Below are 21,228 nucleotides of genomic sequence, written 5' to 3'. Positions count from 1 at the left end.
CTCCCCGCGGCTCATGCGGCGAACGCCGCGCAGTACTCGCGCCAGTCATGTTCTTTCGAGATGCACTGGGCGAAGGTCGGGTCGCCCGGCGCGCCGGAGAAGCTCCGCTCCAGTTCGAGCGTGACGGACTTGCTGAAGAAGGCGATGCGCACGCTGACCGTGAGGCTGCCCCGGCCGCGGACCACTGACTGGCCGTCGTGCTTTTCGTAGCTGAGCTCCAGATAGAACTCGACGGACACCGTGATGATGCCCAGCACGGTCAGGAAACCGTTGCACCGCAGATATCCGCCCAGCTTGACGTCACCGTCGGCGAGCACGAAGTGGATGCCCGCCATGACGGACACGCCGCCGCTCGCGACCCCCAGGTCCAGTGCTGCGCTACCGCCGAACTCCAGCGCGCCGTCGACCTCCCTCACGCCGCTGGTGTCGACCAGCATGGAGAAGTATCCGCCGCCGCCGAACAGGGACACCGTGACGTTGAACGGGTGCTTCTGCTCGGATACCGAGAAGCGGAACGAGACAGGCTTGCCGTCGAAGGGAATCGCCACCTCCGCAGACAGGGCCAAGTTCGACAGCATGAAACCGCCGAGCGGGATGGAGGGCAGCGCGAGTTTGTAGCCCGCGCGGATACCGCTGGGCTGGACGTCCAGGAACGCGCCGGGACCGAAGACGCTGGCGGGCAAGGCGGTGCGCAGGCTGTTGAGGAACTCCAGCTCGCCCCGGAACTTGAGCTCCACGCCGGAGGCCGTCACCTCGGGTTTCTTGCCCGGCCCGGCACTGAACCTCAGCTCGGTGAACTCCACCCGGGCAACACCGAAGAAGTTCATCGCGAAGTTGCTCAGTTTGCCGTCCACAGTGGCCTTGTCGACGGCGTCCTTGGAGCGGACGGTGCGGGCGTCCAGTACCAATGAGGCCTTGGACACATCGAGGAGGGCGTCCGGGTCCGGCGTGTTGTCGGCCTTCTTCGGCGGCTCCAACGCAGGCTTCCACACATACCGCAGCTCTTTGCCCCGGCCGTCGGCCAGGTCGCGGATGCGCAGCACGGGCGCCGGCAGCTGACGGTTCGCGTCCGCGAGGATGGCCTCGATCTCGGCGTCGCCGAGCTGACGCAACGTGTCGAAGTTGTCCTTGACCAGGCCCTTCAGATACGTACCGAGGTCGATACCGAGCAATTGGGCGCCGCCGAAGGCCCTCTTGATGCTTTTGAGGTCTTTCGCGCCGACGACCGCCCCGGTGTTGGGGTCCGTGTCGAAGACGTCCGGGACGACACCTGCCCGGCTGGTGATGGTCTTCACCGCGGAGTTGGGACTGGAGAGCCCGCCGGCCTGCTCGGCCCCGAACGTGAGGGGGAGCGACGTGAGCAGATCCAGGTACGCACCCGCCGGATGTCCCGCCATGGTCTGCTGGAGATAGGTGGGGTTGAATTCGACGGGGAGATCACCGGCGTTCGGCGTGAACTGCTCGACGGCGGGGACCCGTACCGCCGCGGCGGAGACGCAGGGTTGTCCCACCCGAGGGGTGCCACCCGCCGCAAGGGCGCCACGCCGGGGGTCGAGCCTGAAGGTGCCGCTCCCGAAGGTGAGGGTTCCGACCGCGTGGCTGGTGCTGCCGGGAGCATCGTCGGGCGCCTTCGTCATGGCCATCACTTGGCCATGTACCTCCCGCCTCAGGCGCTTGTCCATCTGGTCCGCTGTTTGAGTCGCCGGGTTGTACAGGTTCGTCAATTGCTCCTGCTCATTGGCCAGTCCGTCAGGCACGAACACCAGCGGCATGGTGAAGCTGACCTTTCGCCCCTCCGTATCCGTGCCGATCAAGGTGAACTCGAAGTCCTTACCGGACCCGTTGAGCTTCACCCAGAACGCAGTGTTCTGCGGTTTTTCGGGCATGGGCTCGATCAGCGGTGTGACGCGGTCGGTGATGCGCAGTGTGCGGAACGGCATTTCGCGCCCTGCGTGCTGGTAGCCGGTATCGGCTCCGTACTCGACCTCCGGCTGCTTGACGACGATGTACTGCTCTTTGTGCAGGTACGCAACGATTCCGTCGTCCGGGCGCGCGATGAACCACCGCCTGGTTTCCGTCACCAGCAGGGATTCGTGACCGGTGGACACGCGGCCGTGTATCACGACCCGGACGTATTGGTCACGCCCCAGTCCCGTGATGTGGTCGTACGCCACCAGGTCGGGGAAGTGACGCCTGACCTTCTTGTACCGTTCCCGTTCCTCGTTGGTATCCGGCGGACTCCCCCATGCACCGTGCAGGTGGACCGAGGAGCCCTGAGGCGTGACGATGAACTGCTCGGCGTGCAACGGCGCGCTGGGTACTTCGATGGGCACGTCGCCGGGCGGCACCAACTCGACCCGGCTGGTGAGGGTGACGAGGTCCGCCATATTGTCGGCACTGATCGGACTGTTCCCGGGCGGCTCCCCCCGGTCCCCGGCCGTCGCGAAGGCCCGCAGCCGGACGTCGCCGTCCTTTTTCCCGTGCAACTGCAGCCGGGCGTGCCACAACGCGGCGCGCCCGTCGGCCTGTTGCGGTGAGGGGCCGACCCAGTCCACGGGGTCGTCGTAGGTGAGGAACAGCCGGGTGGGGAACTCGATGACGCTTCGGGGGAGGCCCTGGAAGACCGTCGACCCCGGCGTGTCCGGACTCTGCGGGCCGACGACCGGCACCGTCATCGGCACCAGGCCCTCCCAGGCGAGCAGCGCCTCCAGCGACAGATCCAGGCCGTCGATGTTGTCCGGGACCGAGAAAGCCAGCTGGGTCGACCCGGCGGTGACTGCCTTCATGGCTCCGAGGGCGGTGTTGGGCAGCTGCCCGGGTACCTCCTCCTGCACATGCTGCGGCGGCAGCCCCGCGAGGACGAACGCGGGCTCCGCCCGGTCCCGTCGCACCAGACGGCGGCCGTCGAAGCGCAGGTTGACCAGGGTGATGTCGACGACCAGCATGTCCGCCGGCCGGACCACCCGGAACGGCCCCTCCGCCACGTCCTCCTCGTGCGGCGGCTCGGGTTCGGGGGGCCGGCCGGGGCCGGGATGCGGGTGGGGCGGGCCGCCGAACCCCCCACCGCCGAAGCCACCGCCAGGGCCCCCGCCGCCCCCACCGAACCCGCCACCGCCGGGCCCCCCGCCTCCCCCACCGAAGCCCCCGCCCCCGAAGCCCCCTCCGAAGCCGCCTCCTCCGAAGCCACCACCCCCGCCCCCGAACCCTCCGCCGCCGGCACGGTCGCCGCGGTCGCCGCGGTGGTCGTCGCCGCGGTCATCGTGCTGGTCATCACCGGGATGGTTGCGCAGCTCTGCCCCGAGCCTCAGGGAGACAGGGCGGCGGGTATGGAATGACATGAGGAACGCCTCACCCGAGCTCATGAAACTGGTGAAGGGTCAGGGTCATGCACGTGGCGAGGTGCGCCGTGGGGAGGCACCTTCACCTCTTCTTCCATGCTCACTCCGGTGCCGGATGCCCGCCACTGGGGGCGGACGGCAGCCGGCGTTGCCTGAGCAACTGCCTCCCCGGAGATCCGCTACAGGCAGGGGATCCGCCACGGGTCACGGGATGCCAAGGAAATTGAGGAGGGTCCGACGCACCATGAACGCCATCGCGTTGTGCCGGTCGTTCAGGTTCAGCAGGTTCTGCCACACGACGAGGAATTGCTGGCCGGTGTCGTCGTGGGAGAGGACGGTCGCCTCGGAGGCGACGTCTCCCCCGGCGTTGAGAGGCCCCAGCCCGATCTTGGAATGAGTGATCGTGAAACCTGCGCCGAGGCCGTTGAGGCCCTGCCGGGCTCCCGTGGTCATGAACGAGGAGTCACCGGCGGACTGGGCGTCGGCCAGGAGGTCCCGCATGTCCGAGGCAATACCGTCAACACTGCGTGAGTCCAGTGTGGCGCCCTCGGTCAGCAGCGCGAGGAACCGCGTCATATCGATGGTGGTGGTCGCCTGCGCTGAGGGGCCGTCGTTCACGGAGGGCACCCGCACGGCGGGGAAGGGGTCGGGGGGACCGGGCTTGAACGTCCCGGCCAGCCAGATGCCCCGATTCGTCATCGGGTCGAAGAGACCGGCCTTGGCCAGCAGCCCATTGATCCAGCTGTATCCGAGCGCTTTGATCGTGGCAGCGGCATCGTCGTTGTTGCTGGGTACGATCATGCCCCGCACGTGTGCCGCGAAGGCGGCGTTGAACGACATCAGGCATCCACCACTCGCGAGGCCCCGCGGCGAATCGAAGATCCTGGGGTACTTCGGCACGCGCATCTGCTCGGTGATGCCCGCTTCACTCAGGAAACGAGGGGCGGCTTTCTGGATGTCCGCGTTGAAGGCCGACTTCACATCGTTGAACACCACGTTCGCCGAGCAGTCACCTTCGGTAATGGCGAAATCGGAAGCGCTCTGCCGCAGCTCAAAGGCGGCGAGCATGGCCGCGACCTTCAGCAAGCTGCCCGAGAAATGCATCTCCCCGTCACGGAAGCCGGCATAGGCGAAGGACGGGGAGGTGCCGGTCGGGTTCCGGACCGCTGCCACCGAGAGGGGGCAATTCAGGTGCACCCCCAGGGTGGGGAACGTAAGGCCCGTCTGTGCCTGGGCCGCTGTCAGCGCCACTGTCATCCCCGGGTCCGGCGTCAACAGATCCGGCAAGGGGTCGGGAAAAAGCATTGATGCCTCCTCAATGCCCGCCCCCTCAATCATCCGCGCACGTGACGATCGTAATAGCCCCTCGGTCGGGCGGCAAAAGCAGCTCAACTCGGCCGCGGTGCAGGAAAATTACCCGTAACGGAGACTCGTCCTCACGGGAATTGCTCGCCCTCCGTAGCCGCCACTGCCTGCGTGCTCCCTGAGCGCTACAAGGAGCACGGCCTCCTCACTCCAGCCCCGCCTCCGCGATCCGCAGCAGCAGCTCGTGCAGCGTCTTCCGCTCGGCCGGCTTGAGCGGATCCAGCAGCTCGTTCGTCACGCGCAGGCCCGATGCGTCGGTGTCACGGAGGAAGGCGCGTCCCTCCTCCGTCAGCACGACGATTCTGCTGCGCCGGTCGTCGGGGGCGGGTCGGCGCTCCACGAATCCCAGCTTCTCCAGATCGTCGACGAGGCCGACGATCGCGCTGGGGTCGTAGCCCAGCCGTGCGCTCAGTTCGCGTTGCAGGGCCCCCTCCGACGTGGCCAGGAAGCGCAGCAACGCGTAGTGCCGCAGGCGCACCCCCGACTCCTGGAGGAAGGCGTTGAACAGTTGCCCGGAGCGCAGCCCCAGCCGGTACAGGAGGTAGCCCGTGTCCGCGTGCAGTCCGCGCATCCATGGCTCGTGCGCGTCGATCGGTACGGGGGTCTTGGTACGCGGCTGGCGGGCGATGACGGACTCCCTGGTCAGGGCCCCGGAAGGGGGCGGAATTCGGGTGCTGAGCCCAGTCTGACGCATCGTGCCGGTCGAGAACAACTATTGACGACACCAATCATTGTTCTTACCTTCGATCTCGATGTCGCACCCCGAGCGCCGTGCAGGCGCCCTACGAAGGGACGGGTACGTGCCCACCATCGATCTCACCGGAAAGGTCGCCGTCGTCACCGGCAGCGGCCGGGGCCTCGGACTCGCCTACGCCCAGGCACTGGCCGCGCACGGCGCCTCCGTCGTCGTCAATGACGTCGACGAGGAGGTGGCGCAAGCAGCCGTGAAGTCCCTTACCGACGCGGGTGGTACGGCCGTCGCCGAGGTGGTGCCGGTCGGTACGGCCGAGGCCGCCGACCGCCTGGTGGCGCGTGCCGTGCGCGCATTCGGGCGGCTGGACGTCCTGGTCACCAACGCGGGCATCCTGCGCGACAAGGTCCTGTGGAAGATGACCGACGAGGACTTCGACGCGGTGCTCACCACCCACCTCAAGGGCACCTTCACCTGCGCCCGCGCCGCCGCCGTCCGCATGCGCGAACAGGGCGAGGGCGGCACGCTGATCCTGGTCGGCTCCCCGGCCGGCCAGCGCGGCAACTTCGGGCAGACGAACTACGCCGCCGCCAAGGCCGGTATCGCCGCCATGGCCCGTACCTGGTCCATGGAACTGGCCCGGGCGAACATCACCGTCAACGCGATCGTGCCGGTGGCCGCCACCGCCATGACCGAGACCATCCCGGCCTTCGCCCCGTACGTCGAGGCCATGAAGAACGGCGAGCCGCTGCCGGACTTCCTGCGCAAGGGCGAGGGCTTCGGCACGCCCGCGGACTGTGCGGCCCTCGTGCCGTTCCTCGCCTCCGAGGCGGCGCGCGGCATCAGCGGACAGGCGATCGGCATCGGCGGCGACCGGGTGACCCTGTGGTCACATCCGCGGGAGGTCAAGTCGGCCTATGCGGACGGTGGTTGGACCCCGGACGCGCTCGCCTCGGCCTTCCCGACGACGGTGGGGGCCGAGCTGGAGTCGGTCGGCATCCCGGCACCCACGTTCCCGGAGGCATGAGGCGTGATGGACCTGGAACAGCTGGTCGCGATCGACGTCCACACCCACGCCGAGGTCTCCGCCCAAGGCCACTCCTCCCTCGACGACGATCTGCACCACGCCTCCTCCGCCTACTTCAAGGTCGAGGGCAAGCGGAAGCCGACCCTGGAGGAGACCGCCGCGTACTACCGCGAGCGGAAGATGGCCGCCGTGATCTTCACGGTGGACGCCGAGTCCGCGACCGGCACGGCCCCCGTTCCCAACGAGGAGGTCGCGGAGGCCGCGGCCGCCAACTCCGACGTCCTCATCCCCTTCGCGTCCATCGACCCCTTCCGCGGGAAGGCGGGCGTGAAGCAGGCCCGCCGGCTGGTCGAGGAGTACGGGGTGAAGGGCTTCAAGTTCCACCCCAGCATCCAGGGTTTCTTCCCCAACGACCGTGCACTCGCCTACCAGTTGTACGAGGTCATCGAGGAGACCGGCACGATCGCGCTCTTCCATACGGGCCAGACCGGCATCGGCGCCGGCGTTCCCGGCGGGGGCGGCATCCGCCTCAAGTACTCCAACCCGCTGCACGTGGACGACGTCGCCGCCGACTTCCCGCACCTCAAGATCATCCTGGCGCACCCGTCCTTCCCCTGGCAGGACGAGGCCCTCGCGGTCGCCACGCACAAGCCGGGTGTGCACATCGACCTGTCCGGCTGGTCCCCGAAGTACTTCCCGCCGCAGCTCGTGCAGTACGCGAACACGCTGCTCAAGGACAAGGTCCTCTTCGGGTCCGACTTCCCCGTCCTCACCCCGGACCGCTGGCTCGCCGACTTCGCGAAGCTGCCGGTCAAGGACGAGGTGCGGCCGAAGATCCGCAAGGACAACGCCGCCCGGCTGCTCGGGCTGACCACGCCGTAAGGGGCCGTCGATGCGCAACGAGGGACTGGGGTCGTGGCCCGCACGCCGGGCCCGCAAGACCCCGCACCGCACCGCCTTGATCCACGGCGACACCGCGACCACCTACGCCGAACTGCATGAGCGCACCACCCGCCTCGCGCACGCGCTGCGCGACCGCGGCATCCGGCGCGGCGACCGGATCGCCTACCTCGGCCCCAACCACCCCTCCTATCTGGAGACGCTGTTCGCCGCGGGCACCCTCGGCGCGGTCTTCGTCCCGCTCAACACCCGTCTCGCCGGGCCGGAGATCGCCTATCAGCTCGCCGACTCCGGGGCGAAGGCCCTCGTCCACGGTCCCTCGCACGCGGGGCTGGTCGCGGGGCTGCCGGGCAACACCGACGTCCGTACGTACGTCGAGGTGGGCGCCGAGTACGCGCAGGCGCTCGACGCGGCGGCGGACGAGCCGATCGACGAGGCGGTCACCGCCGACGACACCTGCCTCATCATGTACACCTCGGGGACGACCGGCCGCCCGAAGGGCGCGATGCTCACCCACGCCAATCTGACCTGGAACGCGCTCAACGTCCTGGTCGACACCGATCTCACCGCCGACGAACGCGCCCTGGTCTCCGCCCCGTTGTTCCACACCGCCGGCCTGAACATGCTCACCCTGCCGGTACTGCTCAAGGGCGGCGCCTGCGTCCTGGTCGAGGCCTTCGACCCGGACGCCACCTTCGACCTGATCGAACGGCACCGGATCACCTTCATGTTCGGGGTGCCGACCATGTTCGACCAGGTGGCCAGGCATCCGCGCTGGGCGGACGCGGACCTGGCCAGCCTGCGGATCCTCAACTGCGGTGGCTCCCCGGTACCGACGTCGCTGATCGCCCGCTATCAGGAGCGTGGCCTGACCTTCCTCCAGGGCTACGGCATGACCGAGGCGGCGCCGGGGACGCTGTTCCTGGACGCCGAGCGCGCGGTCGACAAGGCGGGGTCGGCCGGTGTGCCGCACTTCTTCAGCGACGTACGGGTGGTCCGCCCCGACCTCACACCGGTCGACATCGGCGAGACGGGGGAGGTCGTCGTCCGCGGGCCGCACGTCATGGCCGGCTACTGGGGGCTGCCCGAGGAGACGGCGGCTTCCTTCACGGACGGCTGGTTCCGCAGCGGGGACGCGGCCCGGGTCGACGAGGACGGCTATGTGCACGTCGTCGACCGCATCAAAGACATGATCATCTCCGGTGGGGAGAACATCTACCCCGCCGAGATCGAGGACCTGCTGCTCACCCACCCCGGCATCGCCGAGTGCGCCGTGATCGGCGTCCCGGACGACAACTGGGGCGAGGTACCCCGCGCGGTCGTCGTGCCCCGCGAGGGCGCCGCCCTCGACCCTGACGCGGTACTGGCCTCGCTGGCCGGGCGGCTCGCCAAGTACAAGATCCCCAAGTCGGTGGTGGTCGCGGACGAACTCCCGCGCACCGCCTCCGGAAAACTCCTCAAGTCCCGGGTGCGCCAGCGCTTCGGATCGCCCAACTCGCAGGCAGGAAAGGCCATATGAGCATCACCGTCAACGGCATCGACGCACTGAAGCAGCTCGCCGGCAGCGACCTCGGCACCAGCGAGTGGATCGAGATCACCCAGGAGCGGATCAACACCTTCGCCGATGCCACCGGCGACCACCAATGGATCCACGTGGACCCGGAGCAGGCCGCCGCGGGCCCCTTCGGCGCCCCGATCGCGCACGGCTACCTCACCCTCTCCCTCTTCATCCCGCTGTTCACCGAGCTGCTGGACGTCCAGGGCGTCACGACCAAGGTCAACTACGGCCTCAACAAGGTCCGTTTCCCCTCCCCGGTGAAGGTCGGCTCCCGCATCCGACTGGCCGGGAGGCTGGCCGAGGTCGAGGACGTGGCCGGCGGGGTTCAGATCACCGTCGACGGCACGATCGAGATCGAGGGCGGGCCGAAGCCCGCGGCCGTACTGCAGAGCCTGTCCCGCTTCTACGTCTGATCGGCGCGGACCGGCACCATGTCGAGGAGGCGTTCCGAGGCGTCCTGGGCGAGCGGTGTGAGCCGGTCGTACACCGTCCGGAACGTCTTCTCGGCCTGTTCGGCCGGCCAGTCGTCCGGCAGGTGCCGGACCGGCAGGCGCGGATCCCGGCGGATGACCTGCAGCCACTCGGCCTGCAGCCGCAGCCGGAGTGCGAGCGCGGCGAGAGGGGGCTCTTCTAGGTGGGCCCCGCGCGCGATCCGGCCGGAGGCCGGGGAAGAGGAACCCGGCGGCTCCGCTCGGCCGGATGCCGAAGAAGCGTCGTCCGCGGCCTCCGGCGGCCTCGTCTCCCACGGCTGCCAGCGCCGTACGAACCCCTGGTAATGCCCGGCGAGTTCGGCCAGGTCCCAGGTCTCCCCGATCATCTCGCCGATGTCCATGCCGGTGTCGGCATGCGCCCGGAAGACCTTCACATGCGCGGCCAGGCCGAGCTCGGCCACCAGCGACGACACCTCCACCTCGCCGGGTGCGATCCACAGGCCGCTGAACAGCGGTCCGAAGCCGCTCCAGGTGAGCTTCGCCCGCAGGTCGTGGCGCTGGCGCTGCCAGGACTCGGGCAGCGAGAAGCCAAGAAGGGTCCAGGTGCCGTCCCACTCGCGGTTGACCGCGCCGGTCTGCCAGATGCGTCGTTCGCCGTCGCGCAGCACGGCCGCGGAGTCCTCGGTCAGACCGAAGTACATCCGGCGGCCCTCGCGCTGGCGGCGCAGCAGGCCGCGGTTCACCATGCGGGTCAGCGTCGAGCGCGTCGCCTGCTCACCGACCCCGGCGCGGGCGAAGACGTCGATGACGGTGCCCGAGTACACACAGACGTCCCGCCCGAGCACCTGGTCGCCCAGGAACGCCAGCAGGAGGGACTGGGGCCGCAACGACTCTTCCATGTTCACCGGTCCACCGTAGTCCTCACCGAAGTCCCGCTCCGGAGTCCGCTGCGATCAGTGCGTGACCTGGCCGTTCGAGCCGCCGGCGACCACCGCGACGCCCGAAGAAGAAGGCAAAGGCGAAGGCGAAGGCACACGCGCACGCGCACGCCCGACGCTCCGCCGGTGCGTTCACCCCGCGGATCGCTGCGTCCCCGTGCCGCGCCCCCGCACACCGACCAGCTCCGGAGCCGTGTAGCGGAGGAACACGGGGTAGCTGCCCTCCCCCGCCTCCTTCGCGGCCTGGTTGAGCTTCTCCGGCTCGGTGGCCGATCCCCAGTTTCCGCTGTCCAGGCGGTGTTCCAGAGCGTTCAGGGCAGCGAGCCAGTTGGCGGGCTTGAAGGTGCAGTGGCCGGTGGCCTGTACGTACGTCTGGCGCAGCATGCTGCCGTCGCCCGCGCGGCGCACCGTACGGGCGTACTCGTTCTCCTGGGGCGCCGGGTTCAGCGGGTCGTCCGTGGTGTGCAGGGTGAGGTTAGGCACGGCGAGGTGACCGGAGGGCACGGCGGTGCGCTCCATGTTCCGTACGGCGTCCGGGTCCGCCTCGATGTGGGCGTTGCGCGTGAGCTTGGCCAGGTCCTGGTCCAGATCGAGGCCCGCCTTCCGGTAGAGGGCCCGGACCTGCGGGAGGTCGCGGCTGTGCCGGAGCAGCCGGGCGTAGTCGACGCCGACGTTGGAGTAGACGGGGCCGCCCTGCGCCTTCTCCACCTGATGGCGCGCCCCGAGGGTGAAGGGGAGGGACGCCTTCACGAGCCCCTCGGCCTGCTGCTTCTCGCGTGCCGCGAAGTCGTGCGCCGGGGGCGGCTGCTGGCCACTGAACCAGTTGGGCTGGTTGCGCAGCGCCGCGACGAGCGCCGTACGGGCGCGTCCGTGGGGTGTCGACTGGGCACGCTGGACGGCGTCCGCGAGGGCCTTCCCGGATGCGGCTGCTTCCCCGTCGGAGGAGAAACCACTGATTTTGATCTGTGCGCCGGAACTGCCTGAACTGTTGGAACCGCCGGGACCGTTGGAACCGCCGGAGCCGTCGGAACTGCCTGAACCGCCGGGACCGCCGGAGACGAGCAGTTGGTTGATCGCGTAGTCGCCATCCGCCTGGTACTCGTTGAAGTCGATGCCCCCTGCCACGATGCCGCAGGCGGAGAGCGCACCGTCGACACGGCCCCGACCGTGCTGCGCGATGAGCGAGTTGATCAGCCCGCCCATCGACTCACCCCAAGCAAGGGTCCGCTTCGGGTCACGCACCGCGCCGACCTTCTTCCTGACCGCGCTGAGGGTGCCCAACTGATCCTGCACGGCACCGTTCACTGCCCACCGGGAACTGCCCGCATACGAGGAGCCAATCAGCGCATAGCCCCGCTTGAGGAGCGCATCGCGGGTCCGCGGGTCGGGGGCGTTCTGCGCCCGGAGCGGTCCGTAACCGTGCGAGAACAGCATCAGCGTGCCGTTGAAGTCCTCCGGCACATCGGCGATCCACCGGGCACCGTCGGCGAGCTCACCTGTGTAGTGGGTGGAGCGGGCAGCGTGGGTGGGGTGAGCGGTGGCGTGGGCGGTGGCGCTGGCGCTGCCGGCCCCGGTGTTCCCGGCTTGCGTCCCGGCGTCCCCGCAACCGGCGGTCACCACCAACGCGGCAGCACTGCATCCGAGCACGGCGACCACCGTGCGGGGGTGGCGGAGGGGTCGGGTGAGAGGGCGGGTGAGAGGGCCGAGGGGGGTGCGACGCGCGGGGCCTGGCGATGTCATGACGACTCCGTGGGTGGCTGGCGACGAAGGAACGACAGTAGGCAATTACCTGGCAGCGGTCAATGAACTGCCCAACATCTCGCGCCATCGTCTTGCCATGGTCATTGCCATCGTTACTGCCATCACCTTCACAATCACCGTCGCGATCACCATCACCATCGCCATCGTCTTTCGCCACCGTCATCACCATTGCCCTCGCCCCTACGGCCACAGGTGCAGCCTCACCGATCCGGGCATCGGCCCCACTCTCCGACGCGCCAGGACCTCACCGGGGAGTCGTCGCCGGCCCCTTCGCACGGCAGTAAGGCCCAGGACGCGGCGTCCTGGGCCTCACAGTGACCGGTTCTTAGGGAAGTGACCGACTTCCTAGAAGAGTGACCGACCCGCCGGGGAGTGACCGATTCCCCAGGGGAAGGAGTGCGCGGTGCGGATCAGTCCTCGTTGTTCGTCAGGCTGGCCCGGTAGGTGAGCCGGCCACCGAGGACGTGCTCCTGCTTGTAGACGGCCTTGCCGAAGGACGACACCCGCGGCTCGGCGGACCAGCCGGTCTGGGCGCCGAAGCCCAGGACGCTGACGCGGTTGTGGGTGACGGCGATGGCCGCGTTCGCATTGAAGGCCTTGGCGGTGGCGGTGGCTCGCCTCGGGCCGTTGCCGGCGGTCGGGTAGGCGATGCTGATGGTCTCGGAGGTGACCGGGATCTTGAAGATCTCCTCCGTCACGGTGAAGCGGACGGTGGTCGTCCGGCGCTTGTCCTTGCCCACGGCAGTGGCGGCCTTGGTGACGAAACGCACCTCGCTGTTGTACGGGTTGATGAGGGTGCGCGGCTGGCCGATGCGCCCCTCCACCCGGCCGAGGAGGGCCTCGTAGATCTTCCGGTTCTGCAGGTCCTTGACGAAGGTGGCCTTCTGACCATTGGACAGCGCCTTGAACCCCTTGAGGGTCTTCTTCGCCTCGGGTGTCGTCTGCTTCTTCAGGTACGCCTGGTAGGAGGCGACGGTCAGCTTGGCGGGCTTCTTCGCGACGACCTCGGAAGCGTCCGCGGCATGCGCCGTGGGAGCAAGGATCGCCGCGGAGGCGCCGACGGCTATGGCCGCGGTAGCAAGGCGACGGCTCGCGGTGCGGGTGAGCATAGGGGTTCCTCCCGTTGCGGAAGTGCTGCGTGTGGTGGTCGCAACGAACCTACGGAAGCACCGGGTTGGACGAAATCGTCTCTGAAGCCAGCGTCCTTTGGGGCATGGGCCATCCGATCAACTCCCTTTGGTTCAGGGTCATTGGAGGAGTAGGCCAGGGCATCCGTGGAACCCCGCTCCCCGGCGGAGCAGGTAGGTAACCGGGAACCCGCGCCTCGACAAGACAGCCCGACCCTCGACCGCCGCACTCCCTCCGCACACGCCTACGGTCCCGTGCCCCCCCGGTCCGCCCTCCTGGATCAACGCCCGAACCACACCTCCTCCAGGTCGAATGCGGCCCCCGACGTACGGCGGACGCGGAAGACGGAAACCTGCTGGCCTCCGGCGCCGGGGCCGACGCCGAGGCCGCCGGGGAGTCCCCAGACGGCGAGGATTCCGAGATCGGACCAGACGCGGTCGCAAGGCTCCTCATCGAGGTCGAAGCCCGCTTCCGCCGCCGCCTCGCGGTCCACGCCTATGGAGCGCAACACCTCTTCCGGGTCCCCGGCGAATTCCCATTCGTCGTCGCAGTCCCACCCCTCGGCGTACGACTCCACGCCGCCGGGCAGGTCCACCACGTCCAGGAGGTAACTGTTCCCGTAGTCCATCTCGACCGACCCGGCGATCCGGGCGTCCGGGTGCCGTTCACGCTGTCTCCGGACCTCCTCCGCCATGGCATACGTCAGGAGGTCACCACCGAGGGCCGGATCGATGATGTGGACGGCATTCCCCCAGCAGCCGACCGCCACCAGGTCCAGATCGGCGCGCACCTCCGGATCCGGCATATCTGCGACGAGCCGAACCGGCAACTGCTCCAGAACCTCCTCCACGGTGCCCAGCTCCTCCACGACCTGGCGGGCACGCACCGGGTCATGCGGCACCAGGGCCTGCTCCTCGGGTCCGTCCGGGTCAGGAAACGGCGGGAAACGGAGGGTCAGTACGGCACGGCTGCCGTACTTCGGCACCACCTCATCGGTTCCTTTCTTGGCCCCCTTCTCGGAGTCTCCTCCGGGTCCTTCGTCCCTCATCTCGCTCATTTCACTCATCATGATCGGAGCCTAACTCCCACCACTGACAACGCCTTTGGGACGCCTCAGCCGGCCGCCGCTGCGTCATGAGTGCCGGGCGGCGAGAGCACCACGCTGCCGGTCCGTGCCACCCCGGCCGCTGCTCGGCCAAGCACAGAAGCCGATCCCGCCACCGCCGATCCCCACCCTCGCCGAGCGATTCCTCGCCGCGCTCAAGGCCGGCGACGGGCAGGCTGGTCGTGAAACTGGGACGCTGATTTTTCCTGTATCACGGCGACGGACTTCAATGCCTATGTACGATACGGCGGACAAAGAGCACCATTGAGTGCCATTGAGCGCCATTCCTGTGGGGGGAATTCTTGAAGAGCCGTATAGCCGCCGCGGCGGCCGCCGTTGCCCTGGTTCTCGGGGCCGCCAGTGCGGCGGAAGCCTCGACGACGCTGCCACGCACGAACACCGCGCACAGGTGCGTGCACCACACCACCGGCGTATGCGGGTGGAAGGTCGGGAAAAAGCCGGTGGACCGTTACGAGAGCGCGCGCTGCAAGGACAACAGCCACTCCTACTCGCGCCACTCCAGCGGCACCTGCTCACACCACCACGGTGTGAAGTACTGGTGGAAGTGAGATAGCCGCGATTCATTGGGAACCACGCCCCCGTCTGCCGTGCGGACGGGGGCATCGACGTACTTGGGCAGTGGACCGCTCATCTCTGGACGGTGAACATCTCACCCTCCCCACGGGTGAGAACCCGGGCCCGCGGCCGTAGCCCGCCGCTCGTGAACTCGATTGTCAGTGGCCGGCTCTAGGGTGACCCACATGGAAGCCACGGCTTTGGAACAGAGACTCCGAGAGCATCCCGACGACGCTGCCGCATGGCGCGCTTACGCCGACGCGCTGCACGAACTGGGCGATGTCCGCGGGAAGTTGATCGAATGGGAACAGCGTGCGTGCATGGCGAGCGGCGCCGAGCGCGAACAACTCACCACTGAGATACAGCTGTTGTCCGAGGAGCACCAAGAGAGCTGGGACGCTGAGGTGCCCTCGGAGGTGACCGTCGAGGCGCGTCGGCACGGGTTCGCCACGAAGGTCGCCGTCGCATGGTCCGACGAGGCACCCGCCTTGATAGCGCGGGCCTTGCAGGGTCGCTTCGTGACCGCGTTGCGGATCAGGACGGGTAATGATCCGGAAGGCGAGGAATGGGGGCATGAGGAGGAGCATTGGGACGAGAACGGGCCGCTCATGCCGCCGCCCATCGAGGCCGACGGTCTCGCGAGCCTCGATCTCGGCCGGCTCGTCGAGCTCGACCTTTCGTACTTCCGCATCGGTGACCCTGGTGCCTTGGCCCTCGCCGCCGCGACCGGCAGCGGCCGGATCGAGACACTGGACCTGCGGTACTGCGCCATCGGCGACTCCGGCCTGGCGGCCCTCACCGCAGCCCCGCAGTTCGCCGAAGTCCGGAGCCTGCACCTCCAGTGCAACGCGGTCACCGCGGAGGGTGTGCGCTCGCTGAGCGGCTTCCCGCATCTCACGGAGCTCGACCTCCGGTACAACGAGATCGGTGAGGACGGCACTGACGCCCTTCTGTCGTCACCGTTCGTCGGCTCGCTCGACCGCCTGCTGCTGTACCGCGACGACGTCTCCGAGGCAGGCGTGAAGAAGCTTGCCGCCGCCCCTCAGCTCCCGACCACCCTGCGCAGCTACTGGAGGAGCGTGTGAGCGCCGAACTCCGCGATCGATTCTTCGCCCTGTCGACCGGTGAGGCGACCGACGAAGAGGTCGCCCGCTACCGCGCCGAGGTCGACGCGACCGACACCGAGCCCGCCGCGACGCTCGACGGGCTGTCGATCTCCTGGCACCCCACCGCGCGCCACAAGTCGGTGCGTTTTATCGACGCCCAGCGGATCGACGCCGACGTGCGCGACCTGTTCGCCCGGCCCAGCGAGGGCGCGCCGCACCTGGCCGCCGTCTTCGTCGATCCCCGCGAGCTGTCGTTCCGTACGTTCGAGAACATCGTTCCGCTGGACCGCCTGTTCGCGGACGTCCCCCTGGACCTGAAGCTCGCCGAGCCCGTCGAGCTCGGGCGGGAGGCGTACGCGCTGGCGCTGCAACTGCCGGATGCCGCCCGCGCCGGCCTCGAACGGCTCGACTCGCTGAACCTCTACGTCCCGCCGCTCAACGCCTCGTCGCGCGGCGGCGAACGCTTCATCTTCCACTCGGCGATCCTCGCCGAGGCGCTCACCAAGGCAGTCTCGGCGGCGATGCCGGAGGCGGTGCTCGACGGCTTCTCGCACGTGAACCCGGTCTTCCGCTGCAACCGTTTCGAGCCCGGTGACAGCAATTTCCATCACCACCGTGACACGCCCTACTACGACGCGGCCCGCGGGCATGTCTCGCGCTACACGGTGCTGCTCTACCTCACCGGGGGCTCCGCGGATCCCGCCCTGGACCTCGTCGGCGGGCCGGCGGTGTCGGAGATCGAGCCCCTCACCTGCGTGATCTTCGATCAGCGGTACGAGCACGAGGGCGCGCCCTACCGTGACGGCCGTAAGGTCTTTCTGCGTACCGAACTCGTCTTCCATGAGCCCGAGATCACCCACGATCCCGAAATCGGGGCGCTGTTCAGCAAGGCCTGTTATTGGACCGGCGAAAGCGTCTTCGCTCCCGAGCTCGCCCGCCATGCCGACGCGTACTACAACCAGGTCGCCGCAGCGCATTGGAACGGGCTGAGCTCCGGTGAGACCGGCGAGCCCTTCGTCCACAAGCAGTTCCGCGGCGTGCATTTCCTCGCGAACGGCTACGACTTCTGGTTCCCCAAGAGCGAGACCCTCTCGCTGGCCGAATGCGCCGCGATCACGCTGCTCGACTACTTCAATTGCAAGATCGGTGATACGGCGTTCCGCGATCTGTGCGAGACGGAGGTGGTCGAGGCGGAGAGCGCGGACGGCACCTGGATCCCCGCCTACCTCGCAGCCAAGCGCGCCGGGGCGGTGACCGCCGCAGGCGAGCCGGTCTCGTCGGACCCCGTCGTCTCGTCGTTCGACAAGTCGGTCCTCTTCCCGGACGGGGAAGAATCGGACAACGTGTGCTGCCCGTTCCACGACTACGGCAGATTCGACGCGACGCGTTTCGACGAGATCGTCGATCTCTACGAGCGCGCTCAGACCTTCGCGCAGGCGCACATCATGCCGGCGCCCATTCTGATGCTCGGGGAGGACGTGGTCCTCGATCCGGAGAAGTTCGTGATCCGGGGCAATCAGATACACATCCTCGGCAAAGAGCCGCTCACCCCCGTGAACTTCGCCGCCTGCTGGAATTCCGGCGGAACTCCCGACAACTACATCGACGTCGCGGCGACGGTCGGTGCGGCACACTTCCTCGTCCCGCCGATCGTCTTCAGCGAGACGGACGACTGCTACCACCTGCAGTTCGACTTCTTCCGCAACACCTGGATGGTGCAGCACCAAAAGTCGACCGTGCCCGTCCCCATGATCCGCCGGCTCACCGAGGTCGACGCCGAGGAACTCGACGAGGAAGAGGCGTACCCATGGATGGACGCCGTCGACCCCTCGCTGGTCACCGGCGCCTCCGGCGAGCCCACCGCCCGTACCCCTTGGTGGTCCGACGAATCGCCGCTCGTGGATGAGCTCTACGAGCGCATCAGCGAACGCCTCGAGTTCTACGACGAGGACGACTACTAGGACGACTACTAGGAGGAACGAAGGCCGGGTACGCACGTCGTGCCGCCGACACCTGCACCACTGTCCGCGGCACGACATACGCCCCGAGTCGCTGCGCCGGATGTGTCGGTGACTACCCTCTTCAAGCACTTCCCCTGCAAGGAATCCCTGGACTTCGACCAAGATGCCGATCTGGCAAGGGAGTTGATCGCCGCGGTGCGCGACCGCACCTCCGGTCAGTCGATCCCGCAAGCCCTGCGCGAGCACGTCATGACCGCGGCCAGGCCGCATGCGCTGGCGGCGGCGGCCCGGGCTTCCGACCTGCGATTCTCCGCCTCCGCCAGGATGGTCGAGGACACGCCGGCACTGCGCGACTACGCGCACCGCATGTGGATGCGCCACGAAACGGCGGTCGCCCGTGCCATCGCCGAGGAGACCGGCGTCGCCGAGGACGACGCCACCTGCGCCGCCCTGGCCCACTTCGCGCTGCAACCCCCGACTCTCCCAGCAATACGCCGACCCGCACCGCGCCGCGGAGCAGATCTTCACGCTCCTCGAACACGGCTGGGCAGCCACGCACCCTGGGGACTGATCCATCCGCGGGTTGCCCCCACCCGCCCAACCTGACTCCCGGGTGAGCTGGGCGGCTCCAGGCCTCAGTCCCGCTCGCGCTGCTCCATGAGGACGCCGAGAAGTCCCGGGAAGGCCTGCTCGAACTCCTCGCTGCGCAGTGCGTTCATGCGGGAAGTCCCCGCGTAGTACTGCCTGATGAGGCCGGCCTCGCGCAGGACGTGGAAGTGGTGGGTGGCGGTGGACTTGCTGACCGGCAGGTCGATCGTGCCACAGGCGAGCTCCCGGCGAGCGTCGTACAACTCGCGGACGATCCGACGGCGTATCGGGTCGACCAGCGCCTCAAGCACCTGCTGAAGGCTGATCTCCGTAAGGTCCGGGTGGGGCGGGACCCGCTCCTGCCCGCTTCGTCGTGCTACCGCCATCGCGCGTTGATCTCCCCTACCCGCACCACGAACTCCACAAAGCGCCAGCGTGACGCCGATCCACCTACGCCACACGCCACACGCCAACCTACGACGCACATCAAAATACGGCACTCATCAAAGTACGCCACCCATCAAGGTATGACGCACGCCAAAGTATGGCGACCTTCGAAGTATGATCGCTATCGAAGTTTGACAGCCGTCGTACCTTCCGCTTGAGTGAGGCGCAACGCGGTGGCGCGAACCTCCGCAGCCAACTCACGGCTGTCAACAACTCACGACTGTCGTCGACTCACGGCTGCCGCCAGCTCCCGTCTACCGCCAACTCACGTCTACGACCAGGGGGATGCATGATGACCAGAACAGTGCGGTTCCATGAGTACGGTGGCCCGGAGGTCCTGCGGCTGGAGGACGTAGAGGTCGGCGAACCCGGCCCGGACGAGCTGCTGATCCGTGTGGACGCGATCGGCCTCAACCGTGCCGAAGTACTGTTCCGCGACGGCAACTACATCGAACCGGTCAAGGAGTTCCCCGCCCGACTCGGCGCCGAGGCCGCAGGCGTGGTCGAGGCTGTCGGCGCGGACGTGACTGGATTCGAGGTCGGCCAGCCGGTCAGCGTGGTACCCGCGTTCTCGATGAACGACTACGGCGTCTATGCCGAGCGCGCACTCGTTCCCGCCTCCGCGGTGGTGCACCGCCCCGACGGGCTCGATGCGGTCGGGGGCGCCGCGGTGTGGATGCCGTACCTGACCGCGTACGGGGCGCTGGTGGAGGTCGGCGGGATGCGTGCCGGGGACACGGTCGTACTGACCGCGGCCTCCAGCAGTGTCGGGCTCGCCGCGATCCAGATCGCCCACCGCGTCGGGGCGGTACCCATTGCCACCACCCGCACCGGCACCAAGAAGGACGCGCTGCTCAAGGCAGGAGCAGCCGACGTGATCGTGACCAGCGAAGAGGACGTCGCTGCGCGCGTGCTCGACCTGACCGGAGGCCGGGGCGCCGAGTTCGTCTTCGACGCGATTGCCGGGCCCGGTGTCGTGGACCTGGCCAAGGCGGTCGCACCCGACGGCACGCTCTTCCTGTACGGCGCACTGAGCGGCGAGCCGACCCCCTACCCAGGGTTCGAACTCGGCATGCCCGCCCTGAACATGCGCACCTACACCGTCGTACGGGAGACGACCGCCGACCCCGAACGGCTGCGCCGCGCCGTGGCGTTCGTCTCCTCAGGCCTGCGTTCCGGCGCGTTCCGACCCCTCGTCGACCGCACGTTCCCCTTGGGGGACATCGTCGAGGCCCACCGCTATCTGGAAGCGGGTGCCCAGGTGGGCAAGATCGTCGCCACTGTCGACCATGAGGACCACTGAGGACCACTGCAACACGAACGCGCACGCCCCTCGCGCTCGCCATGACCTCCCGGGCAAGACCCTTGAGCGCAAAGGGAGATGAGGCTCGCGACAGGGCCGCACGCTCCCACCTCTCCAGGGAAGCCACTATTCAAGTTTGACTAGCAGCCCCAGCGGACCTACTCTCTTCTCCCCCAGTAGTCAAACTTGATGAACTCTTACTACGCGATGCGTCGAGCGTCCGAAAGTTTTGAAGAGGAGCCAGTGTGACCGTTCTGCCCCAGACCGGGTATGTCCCGACCGCCGAGGACCGTGCGAGCCTGGACGCCTGGTTCGCGGAGTACGACGCCCAAAGCGCGCAGCGCAACATCGAGCGGATGGCCGATATGGCGGTCTTCCCCCTCAACCTCGTGAGTGACGACCAAGCCGGCAACGGTCGTTCCGCACAGTGGGACCGCGAGCAGTTCGTCGCCACGATGAGCCATGTCATGGGTGACGGGACCGAGGACATCGCGTTCGAGTCCACACGCACGCCCGTCTTCCTCTCCCCCGCCGTCGCCGTGGTCTTCACGGACTCGACCATGACGACCGAGGGCCGGACCCAACAGCTGCGCTACGCCGACATCTTGATCAGGCGGGATGGAAAGTGGGCGTTCCAGACCATGGTCCAGGGCGGCTGGGGCGACAACCTGGGCTGACTTCGAGCCTGTGCCCCGCCTGTATGACGACGGGGAGCGAAGGCGGCTGAGGGCTGGCTGCTCACAGGGCTATCGGTCGATGGGCCAGAGCTCGATCGACTACCTCATCGGCCGAAAGTTCACGCTCCGGGGGCCAGAAGATCAAGTCGCTGACGTAACCGGACGGACACGCCAGGGCCCTGTCGAGCCTCTCCAGCCAACTGTCGACCTCCTCATCGGAGGCGTAGTCCGCAACCATGATCCGCTGCACGAGCGCGACCGCCTCCGAGCGGCTCATCTCCACTTCACTCATCCCGCCCCTCTACCCGTGCTGCACTCGTCCGGTCCC

Annotated in this window: 20 protein-coding genes; 11 read left to right on the top strand and 9 right to left on the bottom strand. The window is 68.1% G+C overall.

The window, feature by feature from the left end; all coding sequences use genetic code 11:
* Positions 1-11: 11 nt before the first annotated feature.
* Complete coding sequence (locus ACFV1J_RS04770) at positions 12-2,984, bottom strand: hypothetical protein (RefSeq protein WP_385855773.1); 2,973 nt, start codon at positions 2,982-2,984, stop codon at positions 12-14.
* A gap of 9 nt (positions 2,985-2,993) precedes the next feature.
* Here ACFV1J_RS04770 and ACFV1J_RS04765 point away from each other — a divergent pair, with 9 nt between their 5' ends.
* Positions 2,994-3,335, top strand: a complete 342-nt coding sequence (locus ACFV1J_RS04765) for a hypothetical protein (protein WP_385855772.1) — start codon at positions 2,994-2,996, stop codon at positions 3,333-3,335.
* Positions 3,336-3,542: 207 nt separating this feature from the next.
* Here the strand turns inward: ACFV1J_RS04765 and ACFV1J_RS04760 are convergent, their stop codons facing one another.
* Positions 3,543-4,643: a hypothetical protein gene (locus ACFV1J_RS04760; RefSeq protein ID WP_385855771.1), complete on the bottom strand. Its 1,101-nt coding sequence runs from the start codon at positions 4,641-4,643 to the stop codon at positions 3,543-3,545.
* A gap of 205 nt (positions 4,644-4,848) precedes the next feature.
* The gene (locus tag ACFV1J_RS04755) at positions 4,849-5,397 is read right to left on the bottom strand and encodes a MarR family winged helix-turn-helix transcriptional regulator (protein ID WP_385855770.1); all 549 of its coding nucleotides are present in this window, start codon (positions 5,395-5,397) and stop codon (positions 4,849-4,851) included.
* Between the two features lie 106 nt (positions 5,398-5,503).
* Between ACFV1J_RS04755 and ACFV1J_RS04750 the strand changes: the two genes are divergently transcribed.
* The 4 genes from ACFV1J_RS04750 to ACFV1J_RS04735 are packed head-to-tail and all read left to right on the top strand — an operon-like array spanning position 5,504 to position 9,292.
* Entirely contained in the window at positions 5,504-6,421 is a 918-nt protein-coding gene (locus ACFV1J_RS04750) for an SDR family NAD(P)-dependent oxidoreductase (RefSeq protein ID WP_385855769.1), read from the top strand.
* A gap of 6 nt (positions 6,422-6,427) precedes the next feature.
* On the top strand, positions 6,428-7,303 hold the full coding sequence (locus ACFV1J_RS04745) for an amidohydrolase family protein (protein WP_385855768.1): 876 nt from the start codon (positions 6,428-6,430) through the stop codon (positions 7,301-7,303).
* Positions 7,304-7,313: 10 nt separating this feature from the next.
* Complete coding sequence (menE, locus tag ACFV1J_RS04740; protein ID WP_385855767.1) at positions 7,314-8,840, top strand: o-succinylbenzoate--CoA ligase; 1,527 nt, start codon at positions 7,314-7,316, stop codon at positions 8,838-8,840.
* The gene (locus ACFV1J_RS04735) at positions 8,837-9,292 is read left to right on the top strand and encodes a MaoC family dehydratase (RefSeq protein ID WP_385855766.1); all 456 of its coding nucleotides are present in this window, start codon (positions 8,837-8,839) and stop codon (positions 9,290-9,292) included. The genes menE and ACFV1J_RS04735 overlap by 4 nt, the downstream gene beginning before the upstream one ends.
* Here ACFV1J_RS04735 and ACFV1J_RS04730 read toward each other — a convergent pair.
* The 4 genes from ACFV1J_RS04730 to ACFV1J_RS04715 form a co-directional block, all read right to left on the bottom strand.
* Positions 9,283-10,209, bottom strand: a complete 927-nt coding sequence (locus tag ACFV1J_RS04730) for a PaaX family transcriptional regulator C-terminal domain-containing protein (protein WP_385855998.1) — start codon at positions 10,207-10,209, stop codon at positions 9,283-9,285. The two genes, ACFV1J_RS04735 and ACFV1J_RS04730, sit on opposite strands and share 10 nt — an antisense overlap.
* Positions 10,210-10,380: 171 nt before the next feature.
* Positions 10,381-11,895, bottom strand: coding sequence for an alpha/beta hydrolase (locus tag ACFV1J_RS04725; RefSeq protein WP_385855765.1), 1,515 nt, complete (start codon positions 11,893-11,895; stop codon positions 10,381-10,383).
* 524 nt (positions 11,896-12,419) lie between these two features.
* The gene (locus ACFV1J_RS04720; protein ID WP_385855764.1) at positions 12,420-13,118 is read right to left on the bottom strand and encodes a hypothetical protein; all 699 of its coding nucleotides are present in this window, start codon (positions 13,116-13,118) and stop codon (positions 12,420-12,422) included.
* Between the two features lie 299 nt (positions 13,119-13,417).
* Positions 13,418-14,194 (bottom strand): DUF6333 family protein, encoded by a 777-nt coding sequence (locus ACFV1J_RS04715; protein ID WP_385855763.1) that lies wholly within the window; start codon positions 14,192-14,194, stop codon positions 13,418-13,420.
* 350 nt (positions 14,195-14,544) lie between these two features.
* Here ACFV1J_RS04715 and ACFV1J_RS04710 point away from each other — a divergent pair, with 350 nt between their 5' ends.
* The 4 genes from ACFV1J_RS04710 (at position 14,545) to ACFV1J_RS04695 (ending at position 18,491) form a co-directional block, all read left to right on the top strand.
* The gene (locus tag ACFV1J_RS04710) at positions 14,545-14,811 is read left to right on the top strand and encodes a DUF3761 domain-containing protein (protein ID WP_385855762.1); all 267 of its coding nucleotides are present in this window, start codon (positions 14,545-14,547) and stop codon (positions 14,809-14,811) included.
* A 192-nt stretch (positions 14,812-15,003) separates the two neighbouring features.
* Positions 15,004-15,903, top strand: a complete 900-nt coding sequence (locus ACFV1J_RS04705) for a hypothetical protein (protein WP_385855761.1) — start codon at positions 15,004-15,006, stop codon at positions 15,901-15,903.
* Positions 15,900-17,885, top strand: coding sequence for a hypothetical protein (locus ACFV1J_RS04700; protein WP_385855760.1), 1,986 nt, complete (start codon positions 15,900-15,902; stop codon positions 17,883-17,885). The genes ACFV1J_RS04705 and ACFV1J_RS04700 overlap by 4 nt, the downstream gene beginning before the upstream one ends.
* A gap of 108 nt (positions 17,886-17,993) precedes the next feature.
* Positions 17,994-18,491, top strand: a complete 498-nt coding sequence (locus ACFV1J_RS04695) for a TetR/AcrR family transcriptional regulator (RefSeq protein WP_385855759.1) — start codon at positions 17,994-17,996, stop codon at positions 18,489-18,491.
* Positions 18,492-18,520: 29 nt separating this feature from the next.
* On the opposite strand, the gene ACFV1J_RS04690 is transcribed toward ACFV1J_RS04695, so the two are convergent.
* Positions 18,521-18,859, bottom strand: coding sequence for an ArsR/SmtB family transcription factor (locus ACFV1J_RS04690; protein WP_385855758.1), 339 nt, complete (start codon positions 18,857-18,859; stop codon positions 18,521-18,523).
* A 353-nt stretch (positions 18,860-19,212) separates the two neighbouring features.
* On the opposite strand from ACFV1J_RS04690, the gene ACFV1J_RS04685 reads away from it, so the two are divergent.
* Together ACFV1J_RS04685 and ACFV1J_RS04680 are read left to right on the top strand one after the other, a co-directional pair.
* A complete protein-coding gene (locus ACFV1J_RS04685; RefSeq protein ID WP_385855997.1) occupies positions 19,213-20,223 on the top strand; it encodes a zinc-dependent alcohol dehydrogenase family protein in 1,011 nt (336 codons plus the stop codon).
* Between the two features lie 245 nt (positions 20,224-20,468).
* Positions 20,469-20,900, top strand: coding sequence for a nuclear transport factor 2 family protein (locus tag ACFV1J_RS04680; protein WP_385855757.1), 432 nt, complete (start codon positions 20,469-20,471; stop codon positions 20,898-20,900).
* Between the two features lie 61 nt (positions 20,901-20,961).
* On the opposite strand, the gene ACFV1J_RS04675 is transcribed toward ACFV1J_RS04680, so the two are convergent.
* Positions 20,962-21,192 carry an e9imm peptide gene (locus ACFV1J_RS04675; RefSeq protein ID WP_385855756.1) on the bottom strand — a complete coding sequence of 77 codons (231 nt, stop codon included), beginning with the start codon at positions 21,190-21,192 and terminating at the stop codon, positions 20,962-20,964.
* Positions 21,193-21,228: the final 36 nt, after the last annotated feature.

Origin of the sequence: Streptomyces sp. NPDC059649 (assembly GCF_042734445.1) — a bacterium.
Taxonomy (GTDB): Bacteria; Actinomycetota; Actinomycetes; order Streptomycetales; family Streptomycetaceae; genus Streptomyces.
The sequence above is the reverse complement of the archived record's forward strand: the minus strand, read 5'-3'. Positions and strand labels throughout refer to the sequence as shown.